A 17212-nucleotide genomic window follows, 5' to 3' on the forward strand; every position below is an offset into this window, starting at 1 on the left:
GGGGAGGTTTTTAATCCTCCCGCTTGAAAACCCTCCTTTCTATCCTCATATCACCCTCAGCGTTTTAAAACCCCCTGCGTATTTTGAATTTGTTGAGGTATCAATGACCATGAAAGGACAAGAGACTCGTGGCTTCCAGTCTGAAGTGAAACAACTTCTGCACCTGATGATCCACTCCCTCTATTCAAACAAAGAAATTTTCCTGCGTGAGCTGATCTCCAACGCCTCTGATGCGGCAGACAAACTGCGCTTCCGCGCGCTGTCTCAAGCAGACCTCTACGAAGGTGACGGCGAACTGCGCGTGCGTGTCTCATTCGATAAAGACAAACGCACACTGACCATTGCCGACAACGGCATCGGTATGACGCGTGACGAAGCGATTGACCACCTCGGGACTATCGCAAAATCCGGCACCAAAGCGTTCCTCGAATCCATGGGTTCTGACCAGGCGAAAGACAGCCAGCTTATCGGCCAGTTCGGTGTGGGTTTCTACTCGGCATTCATCGTGGCGGATAAAGTCACCGTGCGCACTCGCGCTGCGGGCGTTCCAGCGGATCAGGCTGTGTTCTGGGAATCTGAAGGCGCTGGCGAATACACCGTTGCGGATATCACTAAAGCGGATCGCGGCACTGAAATTACCCTGCACTTGCGCGAAGGCGAAGATGAGTTCTTAGACGACTGGCGTGTGCGTTCGACCATCAGTAAATATTCCGACCACATCGCGCTGCCGGTTGAAATCGAAACCCGCGAAGAAAAAGATGGCGAAACCATCCTCGGCTGGGAAAAAATCAACAAAGCGCAGGCTTTGTGGACGCGCAGCAAGTCTGAAATTAAAGACGAAGAATATAACGAATTCTACAAGCATGTGGCGCATGACTTCACCGACCCACTGACTTACAGCCATAACCGCGTGGAAGGCAAGCAGGAATACACCAGCCTGCTGTACATCCCGTCGCAAGCGCCGTGGGACATGTGGAACCGTGACCATAAACATGGCCTGAAGTTGTACGTGCAGCGCGTGTTCATCATGGACGACGCTGAACAGTTTATGCCGAACTACATGCGTTTCGTGCGTGGCCTGATTGACTCCAACGACCTGCCGTTGAACGTCTCGCGTGAAATTCTGCAAGACAGCCGTGTGACGCAAAACCTGCGTAGTGCGCTGACCAAACGCGTATTGCAGATGCTGGAAAAACTGGCGAAAGACGACAGCGAAAAATACCAGACCTTCTGGAAAAACTTCGGTCTGGTGCTGAAAGAAGGCCCTGCTGAAGACAACGCAAACCAGGAAGCTATCGCTAAACTGCTGCGCTTTGCGACCACGCATACCGATTCCGCTGCACAAACAGTGTCGCTGGAAGAGTACGTGTCGCGCATGAAAGAAGGGCAGGAGAAGATTTATTACATCACTGCCGACAGCTATGCCGCCGCGAAGAGCAGCCCGCATCTGGAATTGCTGCGTAAGAAAGGCATCGAAGTGTTGCTGCTTTCTGACCGCATCGACGAGTGGATGATGAGCTACTTGACCGAATTCGACGGCAAAATGTTCCAGTCAGTCAGCAAAACTGACGAGTCACTGGAAAAAATGGCTGACGAAGAGACTCCGGAAGCGAAAGAAGCTGAAAAAGCACTTGAGCCGTTTGTTGACCGTGTGAAAACCCTGCTGGGTGAGCGCGTGAAAGAAGTGCGTCTGACGCACCGTCTGACCGACACGCCAGCTATCGTGACCACCGACAGCAACGACATGAGCACGCAAATGGCGAAACTGTTTGCCGCGGCGGGCCAGGAAGTGCCGGAAGTGAAGTACATCTTCGAACTGAACCCGGATCATGGTCTCGTGAAACGTGTTGCGGATACTCAGGATGAAGCACAGTTCGCTGAATGGGTTGAGCTGCTGCTTGACCAGGCTCTGTTAGCTGAGCGCGGTACGCTGGAAGATCCAAACCAGTTTATCCGTCGTATGAACCAGTTGCTGGTTTCTTAATGACAGGGGCGGGTAGCGATTACGTTTACCCGCCATCCGCCATCAAGAAAAGATAAAAACCTGCCAAAACGGCAGGTTTTTTTTCATCTAAACGCCGCTAACGGCGCTCACAAGCCCCGCTATTCTTGAGGTGAATACGTCTTTAATGGTAAGGTCATCGCCTCTGCTTTAAATAATCAAAAATCCAAACGAATGGGGAATTACGCAATGCGTATTATTCTGCTTGGCGCTCCGGGCGCAGGTAAAGGAACTCAGGCTCAGTTCATCATGGAGAAATATGGCATTCCGCAAATCTCCACTGGTGACATGCTGCGTGCTGCAGTGAAATCTGGCTCAGAACTGGGCAAACAAGCAAAAGACATCATGGATGCCGGTAAACTGGTTACAGATGAACTGGTTATCGCTCTGGTTAAAGAACGCATTACCCAGGAAGATTGCCGTAACGGTTTCCTGCTTGATGGTTTCCCTCGCACTATTCCACAAGCTGATGCAATGAAAGAAGCGGGCATCAATGTGGACGTAGTTCTGGAATTCGCCGTGCCGGATGAGCTCATTGTTGAGCGTATCGTTGGCCGCCGCGTACACGCGCCATCTGGCCGCGTTTACCACGTCACCTTCAATCCACCAAAAGTGGAAGGCAAAGACGACGCAACGGGCGAAGAACTGACTACCCGTAAAGACGATCAGGAAGAGACCGTGCGTAAGCGCCTGGTGGAATACCATCAGATGACGGCTCCGCTGATCTCTTACTACAGCAAAGAAGCTGAAGCCGGTAACACCAAATACGTGAAAATCGACGGCACTCGTAAAGTGACCGAAGTGAGTGCAGAACTTGCTAAAATCCTCGGCTAATTCGTTGCTGAGATAAAAATACCGGGACTTGAGCCCGGTATTTTTTTGCCCATTTCTCGGCCTTTCGCTGTAATCGGTTCTCCCGTGGCGCTTTTACGTTACAATTATCAGCAATTTATTGATAAGGAGCGGAAATGAATCAGGAAAAAGTGGGCATCTTACTGGCGAACCTTGGCACACCTGATGCTCCGACTCCGGCTGCGGTAAAACGCTATTTACGCCAGTTTCTTAGCGATAGACGTGTTGTTGATACCCCGCGTTTGCTCTGGTGGCCGCTGCTGCGCGGTGTGATTTTGCCGCTGCGTTCTTCCCGTGTTGCCAAACTTTATCAGTCCGTATGGATGGACGAAGGCTCGCCGCTGCTGGTTTATAGCCGCCGTCAACAGGCTGCACTGGCCGCGCAATTACCTGATGTACCGGTCGCACTCGGTATGAGCTACGGCACGCCGTCGCTGAAAAGTGCGGTGGAAGAACTGATGACGCACCACGTTGACCATATCGTTGTGCTGCCGCTGTATCCGCAGTTTTCCTGCTCGACGGTCGCCGCCGTGTGGGACGAATTAGGGCGCATTTTTGCCGATTACCGCTCCTTGCCGTCGATTTCCCTGATTCGTGATTATGCTGACGACGAGTCCTACATCAACGCGCTGGTGGCGTCGGTCAGAGAATCTTTTGCAAAGCACGGCGAACCAGATTTGTTGCTGCTCTCCTACCACGGTATTCCGCAGCGTTACGCCAACGAAGGCGATGATTACCCGCAACGATGTCGAGACACGACCCGTGAATTGCTTTCGGCACTTGAGCTGCCGCCAGAAAAAGTGATGATGACTTACCAGTCGCGTTTTGGCCGTGAGCCGTGGTTGATGCCTTACACCGATGAAACGCTGAAAATGCTGGCGGAGAAAGGGGTGAAACACATTCAGGTTATGTGCCCAGGCTTTTCCGCAGATTGCCTTGAAACACTTGAAGAAATGGCGGTACAAAACCGTGAAGTGTTCCTCGAAGCAGGCGGTACAAAATATGAATATATTCCTGCGCTCAATGACGACCCAGCCCACATCGCGATGATGATGAATCTGGTGAAGAAATATCGCTGATCTCGCTTAGGGCCGTTAATGTGCTACCATTTCCGGCCTGATTAGCAACCTCCGAACAACATCATGAAATTTCCCGGCAAACGAAAATCCAAACACTACTTCCCTGTAAACGCACGTGACCCATTACTGCAACAGGTTCAGCCTGAAAGCGAAACAGGCACTTCCTGGATAGTCGGGATAGACCAAACGCTGGTGGATATCGAAGCCAAAGTGGACGATGCGTTCGTTCATCGTTACGGTCTGAGTTTCGGGCACTCACTGGTTATTGAAGATGATGTTGCGGAAGCGCTGTATCAGGAGTTGGTGAAAAAAGATCTGATTACCCACCAGTTTGCTGGTGGCACCATTGGCAACACCATGCACAACTATTCGGTTTTGGCCGATGACCGCTCTGTTTTGCTGGGCGTGATGTGCAGCAATATCGAAATTGGTAGCTACGCCTACCGCTACCTTTGCAACACCTCCAGCCGTACCGATCTCAACTATCTACAAGGTGTTAACGGCGCGATTGGCCGCTGCTTTACGCTGATTGGCGAGCAGGGCGAGCGTACTTTTGCGATAAGCCCTGGCCACATGAACCAGTTGCGTGCCGAAAATATCCCTGAAGAGGTAATTGCGGGTGCCTCTGCGTTGGTTCTGACTTCCTATCTGGTGCGTTGTAAAGATGGCGAACCAATGCCGGAAGCTACCATGCAGGCCATTGCGTATGCGAAAAAATACAACGTTCCTGTGGTGCTCACACTTGGCACCAAATACGTCATCGCAGAAAACCCGGAGTGGTGGCAGGCATTCTTGAAAGAACATGTCTCAATTCTTGCGATGAACGAAGAGGAAGGGCTGGCACTGACCGGTGAGAGCGATCCATTACTGGCGGCGGATAAGGCGTTGGATTGGGTTGATTTAGTACTGTGCACCGCAGGGCCAGTTGGTTTGTACATGGCGGGCTTTACTGAAGAGTCCTCTAAACGCACGACCCAACATCCGCTGCTGCCGGGTGCGATTGCCGAGTTTAACCAGTACGAATTTAGCCGTGCAATGCGCCATAAAGACTGCCAGAACCCGATGCGTATTTTCTCGCACATCGCGCCATACATGGGCGGGCCTGAAAAAATCATGAACACCAATGGTGCGGGCGACGGTGCGCTAGCGGCATTGCTGCACGATATTACAGCGAACAATTATCACCGTTCTAACGTGCCAAACTCCAGCAAACACCAGCATACCTGGCTGACCTATTCGTCTTTGGCACAAGTGTGTAAATATGCAAACCGCGTAAGTTACCAGGTGCTGAACCAGCACTCTCCGCGCCTGACGCGTGGATTGCCAGAACGCGAAGACAGCTTAGAAGAGTCTTACTGGGCGCGTTAAAACTTTAGGTGTAGTAATGCTACAGAAGGCTGGTAAGCAAAGCTTACCGGCCTTTTTTACACGCTAGTGCCGGTAAAAGGGGTAAGACGCATAATGAAAATTACTTCTCCAGAACAGTTAGCCATTTTCCTGAAGGACACTCGCAAACAGGAAAAGCAAACGCAGGAAATGTTAGCTGAGAAAGTCGGTTTACGGCAGGATACAATCTCAAAATTCGAAAAAAATCCTGCTAAAACGCAAATCGAAACTCTGTTTAAAATTCTATCTTCCATGAATATGGAGCTTCATATTGAGCCGAAAACCGGTCATGGCCGTGCCGAGGCATGGAAAGAGGAGTGGTAGATGAAAAGCTTGTCCGTATTTATGAATGGATATCTGGTTGGGAAGTTGATGCAAGAAGAGAACGGCGCTAATTCTTTTCAGTATGAAGATAGCTGGCTAAACACCAGCGGCGCCCGTCCAATATCACTTTCCATGCCGCTGCGGGCAACAGAATATACGGGTGAAGTTGTTTTTAACTTTTTTGATAATTTGTTACCTGATAGCCGCGAAACTCGCGAGCGGATAGCCAGTCGCTATCAGGCAAATCTCTTCAGCCATTTGATTTACTTTATGAAATTGGTTGGGATTGCGTTGGTGCACTGATACTACAACCGCCAGAAGAGGCTATTCAGAATATAGAGAAAATAGATGGCGAGGTACTTGATAGCAAAGAACTCGACATCATTCTGACTGGCTATTTGAATTACTCCCGTTACCGGCAACAAGAAGTGCGCGATTTTCGTATTTCAATCGCAGGGGCACAAGAAAAGACGGCATTGCTTCGCTATCAGGATTGCTGGCAATTACCTAAAGGCATTACACCGACTACCCATATATTCAAATTGCCCGTTGGCGAAATCCAGGGGCATAGCTTTACGTTAGACCTCCGTGAAAGTGTCGAAAATGGGTGGCTCAGTATGTTATTGGCGAGGTTGTATGGGCTGGAAGTAGCAGATTGTGAAATCGTTGCCACCCAGAACACTAAGGCGTTAGCGGTAAAACGCTTTGATCGTCGTTTTGTTAGTAATAATAGCTGGATCGCCCGTTTGCCACAGGAAGATATTTGCCAGGCGCTTGGCATCTCATCAACCAAAAAATATGAAAGTGACGGCGGCCCCGGGATTTCTGTGATCATGAGGTTTTTATTGGGCTCTGATCATGCTGAAAAAGATCGCGATAACTTTATGCGTAGCCATATTCTTTTCTGGTTATTAGCTGCGAGTGATGGCCATGCCAAAAACTATTCAGTCTCGATTATGCCGGGTGGAGGATACTGCCTCACGCCGCTATACGATATTATGTCCTGTTACCCACTTATTGGTGGGGGTGGTCTTGTGAAGCCGGATATCAAAATGGCGATGGCGTTGGCTTCAACAGGGAAAGGAAAAAAATATGAATGGAATATGATCTTTCCACGCCATTTCCTGGCAACGGCTAAAAAATGTGGTTTTAGTGAGTCCCGCATGGCGGAGTTGTTAGAGGAGTTTTACCTAAAGACACCAGAAGTACTCAAGCAGGCAAGAGAATTGCTTCCTGCAACATTCCCTGAGCATATCAGTGATGCAATATTTAATGGTGTGGAAAACGCGGTCCGTCGCCTTGCTAAATTAAATTAGAGTGGGCTGGACCCACTCTAAAACATCACCAATGACTACTTACTGAACGGTTGAATGTTCCAGCATTCCCATCATGGTATTGGCTATCTCGCGCTCACCCATCACGACACGATTGGCACCACGTTCGGTGATGTAATCCACTTCATCGTCATAATGAGCACGGGCAATAATCTCGATATTCGGGCATTTCGCACGTGCTGTCGCAACAATTTCACCCGCCTCGTAGCCATTAGGGATCGTCAGCAATAACCACCGTGCACAATCCAGATGGGCGAGATTCATGATCTCTTCATTGGCCGCATTGCCGAGCACTGCGCGAATCCCACGTTCACGTAGCTCATCGACCCGGCTGCGAGACGTTTCAATCACCACCAGCGGAATGCCCTGAGCCAGCAATTTCTCACCCAGCAAGCTGCCTACACGGCCAAAACCAACCAGCAACGCGTGGTGGCAAATATCGACCGGAATTTGCTTCTCGTCTTCGATAGCTTCTTCCAGCGTCTGCTCTTCCAGCGTTTCGGTTTTTGCGAGATAACGCTCAAGCACTGCAAACAAAATCGGATTGAGCATAATCGACAAAATCGCCCCTGCCAGCACCAGATTTTGCCCAGTCTGCGGCAGCAGATTTAGCGCCATACCGAGGCCTGCAAGGATAAAGGCGAACTCACCAATTTGTGCAAGGCTTGTGGCGATGGTTAATGCCGTGCGTTGCGAGTGGCCAAACAGGCGCACCAGGAAGAAGGCGGCTAACGACTTACCAAAGACGATGATCGCAACCGTACCCAGTACCGCGAGCGGTTCCTGAATCAAAATTAATGGGTCGAACAGCATGCCGACGGAGACAAAGAACAGCACGGCAAACGCATCACGCAGGGGCAGCGTGTCGTGCGCGGCACGGTGGCTTAATTCAGATTCATTGAGCACCATCCCGGCGAAAAACGCACCCAGGGCGAATGAAACATCAAACAGTTCTACCGCACCAAAAGCAATGCCCAGCGCCAGCGCGAGAACGGCTAGCGTGAAGAGTTCGCGTGAACCGGTTGCGGCACTTCGCGCCAGAATCCATGGCACCACGCGGCGGCCAACAATCAGCATAATGGCAATAAACGCCACCACTTTACCGATGGTCAAACCCAAATCCAGTGTCAGAGTCGCAAAGCCAAGATCGCCTTTTTCCAGCATATTGGCGACAGCCGGCAGCAGAACCAACGTTAACACCATTACCAGGTCTTCAACAATCAGCCAGCCAATGGCGATTTGCCCGCGCTGGCTATCAATGAGTTGCCGTTCTTCAAGTGCGCGTAGCAGCACCACGGTACTGGCGGTTGAAAGGCATAACCCAAATACGATGCCGGTCATCAGCGACCAGCCCATCAATGATGAGAGCGCCATTCCCAGTAGCGTCGCCACACCAATCTGGGCGATAGCTCCGGGGATGGCGATGGCCTTTACCGCCATCAAATCCTTTAACGAAAAGTGCAAACCAACGCCAAACATCAGCAGAATCACGCCCAGCTCAGCTAATTCGGGGGCAAGTTTAGTGTCTGCGACAAAGCCTGGCGTAAAAGGGCCGGCCAATACCCCTGCTAGTAAGTAGCCCACCAGAGGTGAGATGCGAAGTTTGTTGGCAACCATACCGAGCAAAAAGGCCAATACGAGGCCGCCGACAATGGTGGTGATAAGCGGGGTGGCGTGATGCATTCCGTCTCCTTTCGTAATAAATAAGATCCAATAACCTACATTTAGTTTATGACAATTTTTTAATCGATGTGTGTGTTAAATAGATCGTTTTTTAATAAAAGGCGCATTTAGACAAAAAATGGTGTCTGAAGGGAGTTTTATACACTTAGTTTAAGAAAGGTATGGGTAAACGTGGGTAATATAAAGGGTCAGAGGCAATCTCTGACCCTTTATAACTATGACTTATGGCGATTATCAGGTAGGAATATGGTCAATATGCCAAGAAGTGGCAGGAAAGCACATATTTTATAGACTAACTCGATACTTGTATGGTCGGCTACCAAGCCGAGTATTGCCGCACCCAGCCCACCCATCCCAAAAGCAAAACCGAAAAACAGCCCGGAAACCATGCCGATACGCCCAGGCATCAGCTCTTGCGCGTAAACCAGAATCGCTGAAAATGCGGAGGCAAGGATAAAGCCGATAATCACGGTCAGAATCCCAGTCCAGTACAGCGAAACGTACGGCAGGAACAAGGTAAATGGCGCGACACCCAGGATTGAACCCCAGATAACGTATTTGCGACCAATTTTATCTCCCACGGGTCCACCAATTACTGTCCCGGCCGCTACTGCAAACAGGAAGGCAAATAGATGGAATTGGGCATTTTGCACCGATAAACCAAATTTGTGCATCAGGTAGAAGGTGTAATAGCTGCTGATACTCGCCATATAAAAATACTTGGAGAAAATTAGTACCAGCAATACAGACACCGCCTGAATCACTTGCTTGCGTGGCAGCGGGTTAACGACAGGTGCTGCGGTTTTACCTTTCGCCATGCGATGTTGTGCGGCATACCAACGGCTAATTTGCAGTAATACGATAATTGCCAGCAGAGCGGCCAACACAAACCAGCCCACATTGCCTTTGCCGTAAGGCGCGATAATCAGCGCGGCCAGCAACGGCCCTAAAGAGCTACCAAAGTTTCCGCCAACCTGGAACAGCGACTGCGCAAGGCCGTGACGGCCACCGGAGGCCATACGCGCTACGCGGGATGATTCCGGGTGGAAAACGGAAGAACCGGTTCCTACAAGCCCGGCTGCCAATAGCACCATTGGGAAACTGCCCGCCAATGCGAGGATAACTAACCCGCAAAGTGTGAAGCACATACCAATCGGCAACGACCACGGCATCGGGTATTTGTCGGTGTAGTATCCTACCACCGGCTGAAGGAGCGATGAGGTCACCTGGAAGGTGAGCGTTATCATCCCAATCTGCACAAAGCTCAGCGAGAACTCGCTCTGGAGAAGCGGGTAGAGCGCCAGAATAAGCGACTGAATCATATCGTTGAGCAAATGGGAGAGGCTAATTGCCCCCAGAATGCCAAACGCGGTGCGAGCCTTTTTAGGCTCCGGCGATGCGAGTGTTTGTTCCGAGATTGCCATAAATACCTGCAAAGAATTGATTGTATTATTTTATATCGGTTCAGCGATGGAACCGTGGGAAACAGTTACCCTGCTAACATACCTGCAGGAACTTTCTGAAGAAAGTCACAATCGTGAAAAGTTATTTGTCTATGCTAGTAGCTGTCTGCTATTGGTGCGGAAGTATTTTTTTTGAATATGGAGATTTGCAATGAAGTTCGTCGTGAAAGGGGTGACCGCAGCACTGCTTATCGCAGTCGGCTTGACCAGCGCATCTGCACTGGCCTGGGAAAAAGATAAAACTTATAACATCACCATTCTACACACCAATGATCATCACGGTCATTTCTGGCGCAATGAACACGCGGAATATGGTCTGGCTGCACAGAAAACTCTGGTGGATAGCATTCGTAAAGAGGTGGCAGAGAAGGGAGGTAGCGTACTGTTACTCTCTGGCGGCGACATCAACACCGGTGTACCTGAATCTGACTTGCAAGATGCAGAACCTGATTTTCGTGGCATGAACCTGATTGGTTATGACGCGATGGCAATCGGCAACCACGAATTCGACAAACCGCTGACCGTATTACGTCAGCAAGAAAAGTGGGCCAAATTCCCGCTGCTTTCGGCTAACATTTACCAGAAAAGCACCGGCGAGCGTCTATTTAAGCCTTGGGCCATCTTTAAGCCACAGGACATTAAAATCGCGGTTATCGGTTTAACCACAGACGACACCGCGAAAATTGGCAACCCGGAAAACTTCACCGATATCGAATTCCGCAAACCTGCTGAAGAAGCAAAGCTGGTGATTCAGGAGCTGCAAAGTACTGAAAAACCAGATGTGTTAATCGCGGCAACCCATATGGGCCACTATGACAACGGCGACCATGGCTCTAACGCGCCGGGCGACGTAGAAATGGCGCGCAGCCTCCCTGCTGGTGCGTTGACGATGATTGTTGGCGGGCACTCACAAGATCCGGTCTGCATGGCTTCGGAAAATAAAAAGCAGGTGGATTACGTGCCTGGCACGCCATGTGCGCCAGATCAGCAAAACGGTATCTGGATTGTGCAGGCCCATGAGTGGGGCAAGTACGTCGGTCGTGCTGATTTTGAATTCCGTAATGGCGAAATGAAACTGGTGCACTACCAGTTGATTCCAATCAACCTGAAGAAAAAAATCACCTACGATAACGGTGAAAGCGAGCGCGTGCTTTACACGCCACAGATCCCGGAAAACCAGCAAATGCTCTCATTGCTGACGCCATTCCAGAATAAAGGACAGGCACAACTGAATGTAAAAGTGGGCAGCGTTAACGGCCACTTGGAAGGCGATCGCAGCAAAGTGCGTTTCGTGCAAACCAACCTGGCGCGTCTGCTGCTGGCGGCACAAATGGACCGTACCAGTGCTGATTTTGCTGTGATGAGCGGCGGTGGCATTCGTGATTCGATTGAAACCGGCGACATCACTTATAAAGATGTGCTGAAGGTTCAGCCGTTTGGTAACACAGTGGTTTATACCGATATGACGGGCAAAGATGTCACCGAATATCTCAGTGCCGTAGCGCAGAAAAAACCAGACTCGGGTGCCTACCCGCAGTTTGCGAATGTCAGCTTTGTGGCAACAGCTACTGGCTTACAGGACCTGAAAATCAAAGGTGAGCCGGTTGACCCTGCGAAAACCTACCGTATGGCGACGTTAAACTTTAACGCCTCCGGCGGTGATGGCTATCCTGCTATCGATAAAAAACCGGGCTATGTGAATACCGGTTTTGTGGATGCAGAAGTGCTGAAGCAATATATCGAGAAGAACTCTCCGCTTGATGTTAATGCTTATGAGCCGAAAGGCGAGGTGAGCTGGCAGTAAGGCAATTTGTCGGATGTCGCTACGCTAATCCAACCTACAAGGTAACTTTTGTAAGGGGATTAGCGGAAACGACATCCACCATTCTTTATTTCAACGGCAGTAAAATATCAGTCTGCTGCGCATGCTCGGGATGATTTTTATCGAGTTCGAGGTAGCGGAAATAGACTGGAAAATCGCGTAACTCCTCACCGCTGTTTGGCAACCACTGGCGATAAAGATAATAAACGCTATCGCTGATGCGCTCATAAGCACCAACGTGACGCACCACGGCACAACGCCCACCGGGTAATGTTTTACTGATAATTCCCTGAGGATTTTCAGGAACCAGTCCGTTGGCCTTCGGGTTTAGCTCTCCACATACATCAAAACGAAATTCCGGGCCCGGTGTGGTCAGCGGGTCGTTCCACGGAACGCCGTAAGTCCCTTGTGTACTGTAATCCGAAAGCCCTGATGCTTTACGCCATTCAATAAATGCCGCGACGGTATTATTTACGTGCATAGGATCGCCTAGATGCTCAAGTACTGCGACTTTCATCGGTTCAACAGTAATGATTTTCACGTCCATATTTTTTAACCTCTGCTGATTTTCCCGTCCGGGAAATTGAAAATGCACATGCCAGTCAACCCAAACAGGATCTTTGCGAAACTCGCTGGGTGTCAGGCCGAAGGTATTTTTGAAGGCTCGGGAAAATGATTCAGGGTTTTCAAACCCGGCATCGAGAGCAATGTTAATCACTCTTTCCTGCGGGTTGCTCACCAGCCGGAAAGAGGCCCGTTTTAGCCGCATTAGAGTGATGTAACGGCTAACGCTGATTCCGCAAAACTGGCTGAATTGCCGGTGAAAATGAAAACGCGAAAAACAGGCGACTTCACTTAGTTGCTCGACCGTTAACGCGCTATCAAGATGCTGTTCAATCCAGGCAAACACTTGCTCAAAACGCCGGGCATAAAGTTCGTGTCTTTCGTTCGTCATAATTCCTCCCTCAAGCATTTACTTTGCCAGCGACTCTCTTTTACGTCCTGACTGAGATTGCTATTTTGGGAGGAAATAACGATCAGTCGCGGCGAGCAATCTCAGCAAACGTGGCTTTCAGCAGTTTTGCCAGATCCGCTGCGGCAAGTTCGATATCCAGCCCGCGTTTACCACCGGAAACATAGATAGAGGTAAATTCCTGTGCAGGGGCATCGATAACCGTGGGCAGCAGCTTCTTTTGCCCCAGCGGACTAATGCCACCGACCAGATAACCCGTAATGCGCTGCGCTACCATCGGGTCGGCCATATCCACTTTTTTGGCACCCAATGCTTTAGCGACTTTTTTCAAGTCCAGTTGGCCGGAAACTGGGGTGACGGCAACCGCCAGGTGTTTCATGTCCCCGTTAATGGCAACGAGCAGGGTTTTGTAGACTTGCTCGGCATTCAGGCCGAGTTTACGTACCACTTCATCACCAAAGTTTGTTTCACTTGGGTCGTGGTCATAAGCATGTAACTGAAATGGAACACGGTTTTTTTCGAGAAGTTTTACGGCGGGTGTCATGGAGCCTTCTTAGTGAATTTGTATGGTATACGCACAAATTAATAAACAGGGTGATAAGTTTTTCAAATACTATAATGTCACGCAATAGTGTTGGCGTTAATCGTTACATTGAGCGACAATTCTGTATCTGGCCATTAATTTGGCCAGAATAATTAAAATAATATACAAATTCCTCTTTGACGGGCCGATAGCGATATTGGCCGTTTTTTTTCCCGGTCGTCATACTTCAAGCTGCTGGTGCGTTGGCTTTCCTCGTTCACCCCAGTCACTTACTGGAGTAAGCTCCCGGGGATTCACTGCGTCGCCGCCTTCCTGCAACTCGAATTATTTAGACCAGGCTTTCCGCTTATTTAGTGGGATTTTTCAATAGCCCTGGTAAGTTTCCCTCGCCGTATAAATGCAGTGCTCCGACGGCCACAACGTAGCGTCCGGCAGGAAGTTGTTGCAAGAAATGCAGCCACTGAAGGTTACGTTGATGCATAAGAACATCGTATAACTCATCGCCAAATGTATTGGGCAATACCACTTTCCCACTTTGCGGTGGCGACTCCAGCCACCAGCTAATCATCGTTTGCAGCAAACGCGCATTGGTGTGCCAGTGGGTGAGCGTATCGGTTAATAACGGCATGCCGCCATCAGGAAGGCGGGTAAGAATGTCCACCTGATGCTGTGCACCTTCCAGTTCAATAATCGGTACTGCCTGCGCCTTCGCGGCTTCCAGCAACTGAAAATCAATCCCGTAATCGGCTCTTAACCCTAGTCGCTGTGCCTGGTGGGCCTGTAGCACCAGCGCAATTTGCCAGGCGGGTTGATTATCAATTTGGCTCAGGGGGATTCCCAACTCCTGGATTAACGACACCACCTGCGCCCAATCATCAGCTGATAGTCGTTGCTCAAGCGGGAGTTCATCGGGATTATTCGGGAAGGGGGAACCGCCTTCGGATATGTCAGCTTCAACAATCAGCGCATCGGAATTGTTGAGTTTATCGATAAGCTTGCTCGACAGCGGCGCCATGTCGCGTGTACCCATATGAATGCTGCCGACAAGGTGAAGATGGCGATCTCCGGGTAGAACAATATCCAGAGCAGGCCAGGGGTATTGGGGTTTAAAAAGGCTTGAAAACAATGAGGTAATTCGCGATAGCAGACCCATTTGCAGATTCCCTGGCTAAAAAGTCATGCTACCGCTGCGATGAGCAGGGTGCAAATCGCAGCGTCATTCGACATTCAATCTTTCGGTTTAAAGCGCAACAAACGGTTGGCGTTACTGACCACAGTAATAGATGACAGTGCCATTGCAGCACCTGCAACTACCGGGTTAAGCAGCGTTCCGGTCAGCGGATATAAAATCCCTGCAGCAATTGGGATACCCAACGTGTTGTAAATAAACGCCCCAACCAAGTTCTGTTTCATGTTACGCAAAGTCGCTTTAGATATTGCCAGTGCATCAGCGACTCCGACCAGGCTGTGACGCATCAATGTAATCGCCGCCGTTTCGATAGCAACATCGCTACCGCCTCCCATTGCAATACCCACTTCAGCCTGGGCTAACGCTGGCGCATCGTTGATACCATCGCCGACCATAGCAACTTGTCGTCCTTGTTGTTGCAGCTTTTTAATCGCTTCGGCTTTGCCATCCGGCAATACGCCCGCGATGACTTCATCAATACCTGCTTCTTTGGCAATGGCGTTAGCCGTGGTTGGGTTATCGCCGGTCAACATCACCAGGCGGTAGCCGTTACGGTGCAAGCGTTGTAGTGCGCTAATACTGTCGGCACGCAGCGGGTCGCGGATGGCGATCAGGGCGACCAGTTTGCCATCGACCGCCAGTAGCACCGGCGTTGCACCACGGCTGGCCTGCGCTTCAATTTCAGCAGCCATAGGGCCGGTATTCACGTTTTGCTCATCAAGCAGTGCTTTGTTGCCGAGCAGTAAATGATGCCCTTCGGTTTCGCCGCTGACACCCAACCCGCGTAAGGTGCGGAAGGCATTAACCTGCGGTAACTCAGCCCCTTCGGCTTTATCGAGAATAGCGCGAGCAAGCGGGTGGCTTGATCCTTGTTCAAGGGCTGCCGCAAGTCTTAATGCATCAGCTTCTGAGCAGTTGTTGTAAGTCACGACGGCGACAACCTGCGGCTTGCCTTCGGTCAGCGTGCCGGTTTTATCGAACACGATGGTATCGAGGGTGCTGGCGCGTTGCAGGGCATCGGCATCACGCACTAACACGCCAAACTCAGCGGCACGACCCACGCCAGAAATAATCGACATCGGCGTTGCCAGACCGAGCGCACAAGGACAGGCAATAATCAGCACCGTCGTGGCAATCACCAGCGTATATACGATTTGAGGTGCCGGGCCGAAGAAGTACCAGATTGCGGCGCTAAACAAAGCAATCAGTACCACTACAGGCACAAACACCGCCGAGATTTTATCGGCAAGTTGGCCAATTTCAGGCTTGCTGCTTTGCGCCTGGCGTACCATTCGAATAATGCGCGAAAGCGTTGTGTGGTTGCCGGTTGCGGTAGCACGGAATAATACGCTGCCGTCTTGCACCACGGTGCCTGCATGAATCGGCTCGTCGGTGGATTTTTGCTGCGGTACCGGTTCACCGGTCAGCATCGCTTCATCAAACCAGGCTTCGCCCTGGGTGATTTCGCCGTCGACCGGCACGCGGTCACCGGTGGTTAAACGCAATATCATGCCTGCGGTGACTTCTGCCAGTGGTAGTGTCTTTTCACCCTCTTCGGTGACAACTCGCGCCGTTGGTGGCGTTAAGTCCAGCAACCTTTCCAGCGCTTTAGAAGAGCGTTGGCGCGCACGTTGTTCCAGCATATGCCCAAGGTTTATCAGGCCGATAATCATCGCACTGGCCTCGTAATAGAGGTGGCGAGCTTCCATAGGGAAGTGCTGTGGCCAGATATTCACCGTAATGGAATAAATCCACGCGGCGCCGGTTCCCAGCGCCACCAGCGTGTCCATGGTGGCGGTTTTATTGAGCAAACTGCGCCATGCGCTGCGATAGAAATGCCCACCGGCGAACACCATCACGCCTAAAGTGACAAGGCCGATTGCCAACCATAATGAGCGGTTGTCATCGGTGACCATCATGTTGTCGCCAAACATGCCCCAAATCATGACCGGGATGCCGACGGCCAGCGCCAGAATCGCCTGCCAGCGGAATCGTTTTACGGCGGCGTTGGCGGTCTCTTGTTGGCGTTCACGGCGTTTCGCATCATCTTCGATGGCTTCTGCACCATACCCGACACTCTCCACCGCTTTTACTAAAGATTCGGCAGAGGCAGAGCCCATAATCAGGGCGCTGCGCTCGGCAAGGTTTACCCGCGCCAGGCTGACACCAGGGACATTTTGCAATGCACTTTGTACCCGGGTCACGCAGCTGGCACAGCTCATCCCGTTGATCAACAACTGTTGGCTATCGTCGTCATCTTCGGTGGCTGTCGGAAGCTTCAATGCGTCCGCTGTCAGCACTTCCGACGGGATTGATGACTCTGTCAGCGGATCAGACTTTGGGTGGCTGGCCGCAGTCGCCTCGTACCCGGCTTGTTTTACGGTGTTGATTAACTCATCAACGGAAGCCGTTCCGGTTACGCTGGCGTGAGTTTGCGTCACTTCAGCTGTATCAACGTCAGGACGTTGCTCCAGGCTTTCTTTAACGCGTTTAACGCAATGGCCGCAGGTTAGGCCATCAAGGTTTAGATCGATAACGTGAGACATTTTCAGACTCCTTTT

Annotated in this window: 12 protein-coding genes and 1 pseudogene; 7 read left to right on the forward strand and 6 right to left on the reverse strand. The window is 50.7% G+C overall.

The genetic code is table 11. From position 1 onward, the window contains the following. Positions 1-109: 109 nt before the first annotated feature. The 6 genes and pseudogenes from htpG (at position 110) to GC128_RS13795 (ending at position 6959) form a co-directional block, all read left to right on the forward strand. Complete coding sequence (gene htpG / locus GC128_RS13770; RefSeq protein ID WP_151994781.1) at positions 110-1984, forward strand: molecular chaperone HtpG; 1875 nt, start codon at positions 110-112, stop codon at positions 1982-1984. 207 nt (positions 1985-2191) lie between these two features. Beyond that, positions 2192-2836, forward strand: coding sequence for an adenylate kinase (gene adk, locus GC128_RS13775; protein WP_034458097.1), 645 nt, complete (start codon positions 2192-2194; stop codon positions 2834-2836). 134 nt (positions 2837-2970) lie between these two features. Then, entirely contained in the window at positions 2971-3933 is a 963-nt protein-coding gene (gene hemH / locus GC128_RS13780; RefSeq protein WP_151994782.1) for a ferrochelatase, read from the forward strand. A 63-nt stretch (positions 3934-3996) separates the two neighbouring features. Next, complete coding sequence (locus GC128_RS13785; RefSeq protein WP_151994783.1) at positions 3997-5301, forward strand: inosine/guanosine kinase; 1305 nt, start codon at positions 3997-3999, stop codon at positions 5299-5301. 93 nt (positions 5302-5394) lie between these two features. Then, positions 5395-5643, forward strand: a complete 249-nt coding sequence (locus GC128_RS13790; RefSeq protein WP_151994784.1) for a helix-turn-helix domain-containing protein — start codon at positions 5395-5397, stop codon at positions 5641-5643. Further along, positions 5644-6959: pseudogene (locus tag GC128_RS13795) on the forward strand (type II toxin-antitoxin system HipA family toxin). Between the two features lie 39 nt (positions 6960-6998). On the opposite strand, the gene ybaL reads toward GC128_RS13795, so the two are convergent. After that, positions 6999-8660, reverse strand: a complete 1662-nt coding sequence (gene ybaL / locus GC128_RS13800) for a YbaL family putative K(+) efflux transporter (protein WP_151994785.1) — start codon at positions 8658-8660, stop codon at positions 6999-7001. Positions 8661-8875: 215 nt separating this feature from the next. Further along, entirely contained in the window at positions 8876-10084 is a 1209-nt protein-coding gene (locus GC128_RS13805) for an MFS transporter (RefSeq protein WP_064516732.1), read from the reverse strand. Between the two features lie 190 nt (positions 10085-10274). Between GC128_RS13805 and ushA the strand changes: the two genes are divergently transcribed. Beyond that, positions 10275-11927 carry a bifunctional UDP-sugar hydrolase/5'-nucleotidase UshA gene (gene ushA / locus GC128_RS13810; RefSeq protein ID WP_151994786.1) on the forward strand — a complete coding sequence of 551 codons (1653 nt, stop codon included), beginning with the start codon at positions 10275-10277 and terminating at the stop codon, positions 11925-11927. Positions 11928-12012: 85 nt separating this feature from the next. On the opposite strand, the gene GC128_RS13815 is transcribed toward ushA, so the two are convergent. From GC128_RS13815 to copA, 4 genes are all read right to left on the reverse strand, one after another. Then, positions 12013-12900: an AraC family transcriptional regulator gene (locus tag GC128_RS13815; RefSeq protein ID WP_151994787.1), complete on the reverse strand. Its 888-nt coding sequence runs from the start codon at positions 12898-12900 to the stop codon at positions 12013-12015. 82 nt (positions 12901-12982) lie between these two features. Continuing rightward, positions 12983-13462 (reverse strand): Cys-tRNA(Pro)/Cys-tRNA(Cys) deacylase YbaK, encoded by a 480-nt coding sequence (gene ybaK / locus GC128_RS13820; protein ID WP_151994788.1) that lies wholly within the window; start codon positions 13460-13462, stop codon positions 12983-12985. A gap of 346 nt (positions 13463-13808) precedes the next feature. Beyond that, positions 13809-14615 carry a TraB/GumN family protein gene (locus GC128_RS13830; protein WP_151994789.1) on the reverse strand — a complete coding sequence of 269 codons (807 nt, stop codon included), beginning with the start codon at positions 14613-14615 and terminating at the stop codon, positions 13809-13811. A 74-nt stretch (positions 14616-14689) separates the two neighbouring features. Then, positions 14690-17197 carry a copper-exporting P-type ATPase CopA gene (gene copA / locus GC128_RS13835; protein WP_151994790.1) on the reverse strand — a complete coding sequence of 836 codons (2508 nt, stop codon included), beginning with the start codon at positions 17195-17197 and terminating at the stop codon, positions 14690-14692. Between the last annotated feature and the right edge of the window lie 15 nt (positions 17198-17212).

Source organism: Buttiauxella massiliensis, from assembly GCF_902500225.1.
GTDB lineage: Bacteria > Pseudomonadota > Gammaproteobacteria > Enterobacterales > Enterobacteriaceae > Buttiauxella > Buttiauxella massiliensis.

Bases quoted from the DNA above. Each gene is read 5' to 3' on its own strand.
- ybaL (WP_151994785.1), bottom strand. From the start codon at position 8,660: ATGCATCACGCCACCCCGCTTATCACCACCATTGTCGGCGGCCTCGTA.
- GC128_RS13805 (WP_064516732.1), bottom strand. From the start codon at position 10,084: ATGGCAATCTCGGAACAAACACTCGCATCGCCGGAGCCTAAAAAGGCT.
- hemH (WP_151994782.1), top strand. From the start codon at position 2,971: ATGAATCAGGAAAAAGTGGGCATCTTACTGGCGAACCTTGGCACACCT.
- GC128_RS13815 (WP_151994787.1), bottom strand. From the start codon at position 12,900: ATGACGAACGAAAGACACGAACTTTATGCCCGGCGTTTTGAGCAAGTG.
- htpG (WP_151994781.1), top strand. From the start codon at position 110: ATGAAAGGACAAGAGACTCGTGGCTTCCAGTCTGAAGTGAAACAACTT.
- ybaK (WP_151994788.1), bottom strand. From the start codon at position 13,462: ATGACACCCGCCGTAAAACTTCTCGAAAAAAACCGTGTTCCATTTCAG.
- GC128_RS13830 (WP_151994789.1), bottom strand. From the start codon at position 14,615: ATGGGTCTGCTATCGCGAATTACCTCATTGTTTTCAAGCCTTTTTAAA.
- GC128_RS13785 (WP_151994783.1), top strand. From the start codon at position 3,997: ATGAAATTTCCCGGCAAACGAAAATCCAAACACTACTTCCCTGTAAAC.
- GC128_RS13790 (WP_151994784.1), top strand. From the start codon at position 5,395: ATGAAAATTACTTCTCCAGAACAGTTAGCCATTTTCCTGAAGGACACT.
- adk (WP_034458097.1), top strand. From the start codon at position 2,192: ATGCGTATTATTCTGCTTGGCGCTCCGGGCGCAGGTAAAGGAACTCAG.
- copA (WP_151994790.1), bottom strand. From the start codon at position 17,197: ATGTCTCACGTTATCGATCTAAACCTTGATGGCCTAACCTGCGGCCAT.
- ushA (WP_151994786.1), top strand. From the start codon at position 10,275: ATGAAGTTCGTCGTGAAAGGGGTGACCGCAGCACTGCTTATCGCAGTC.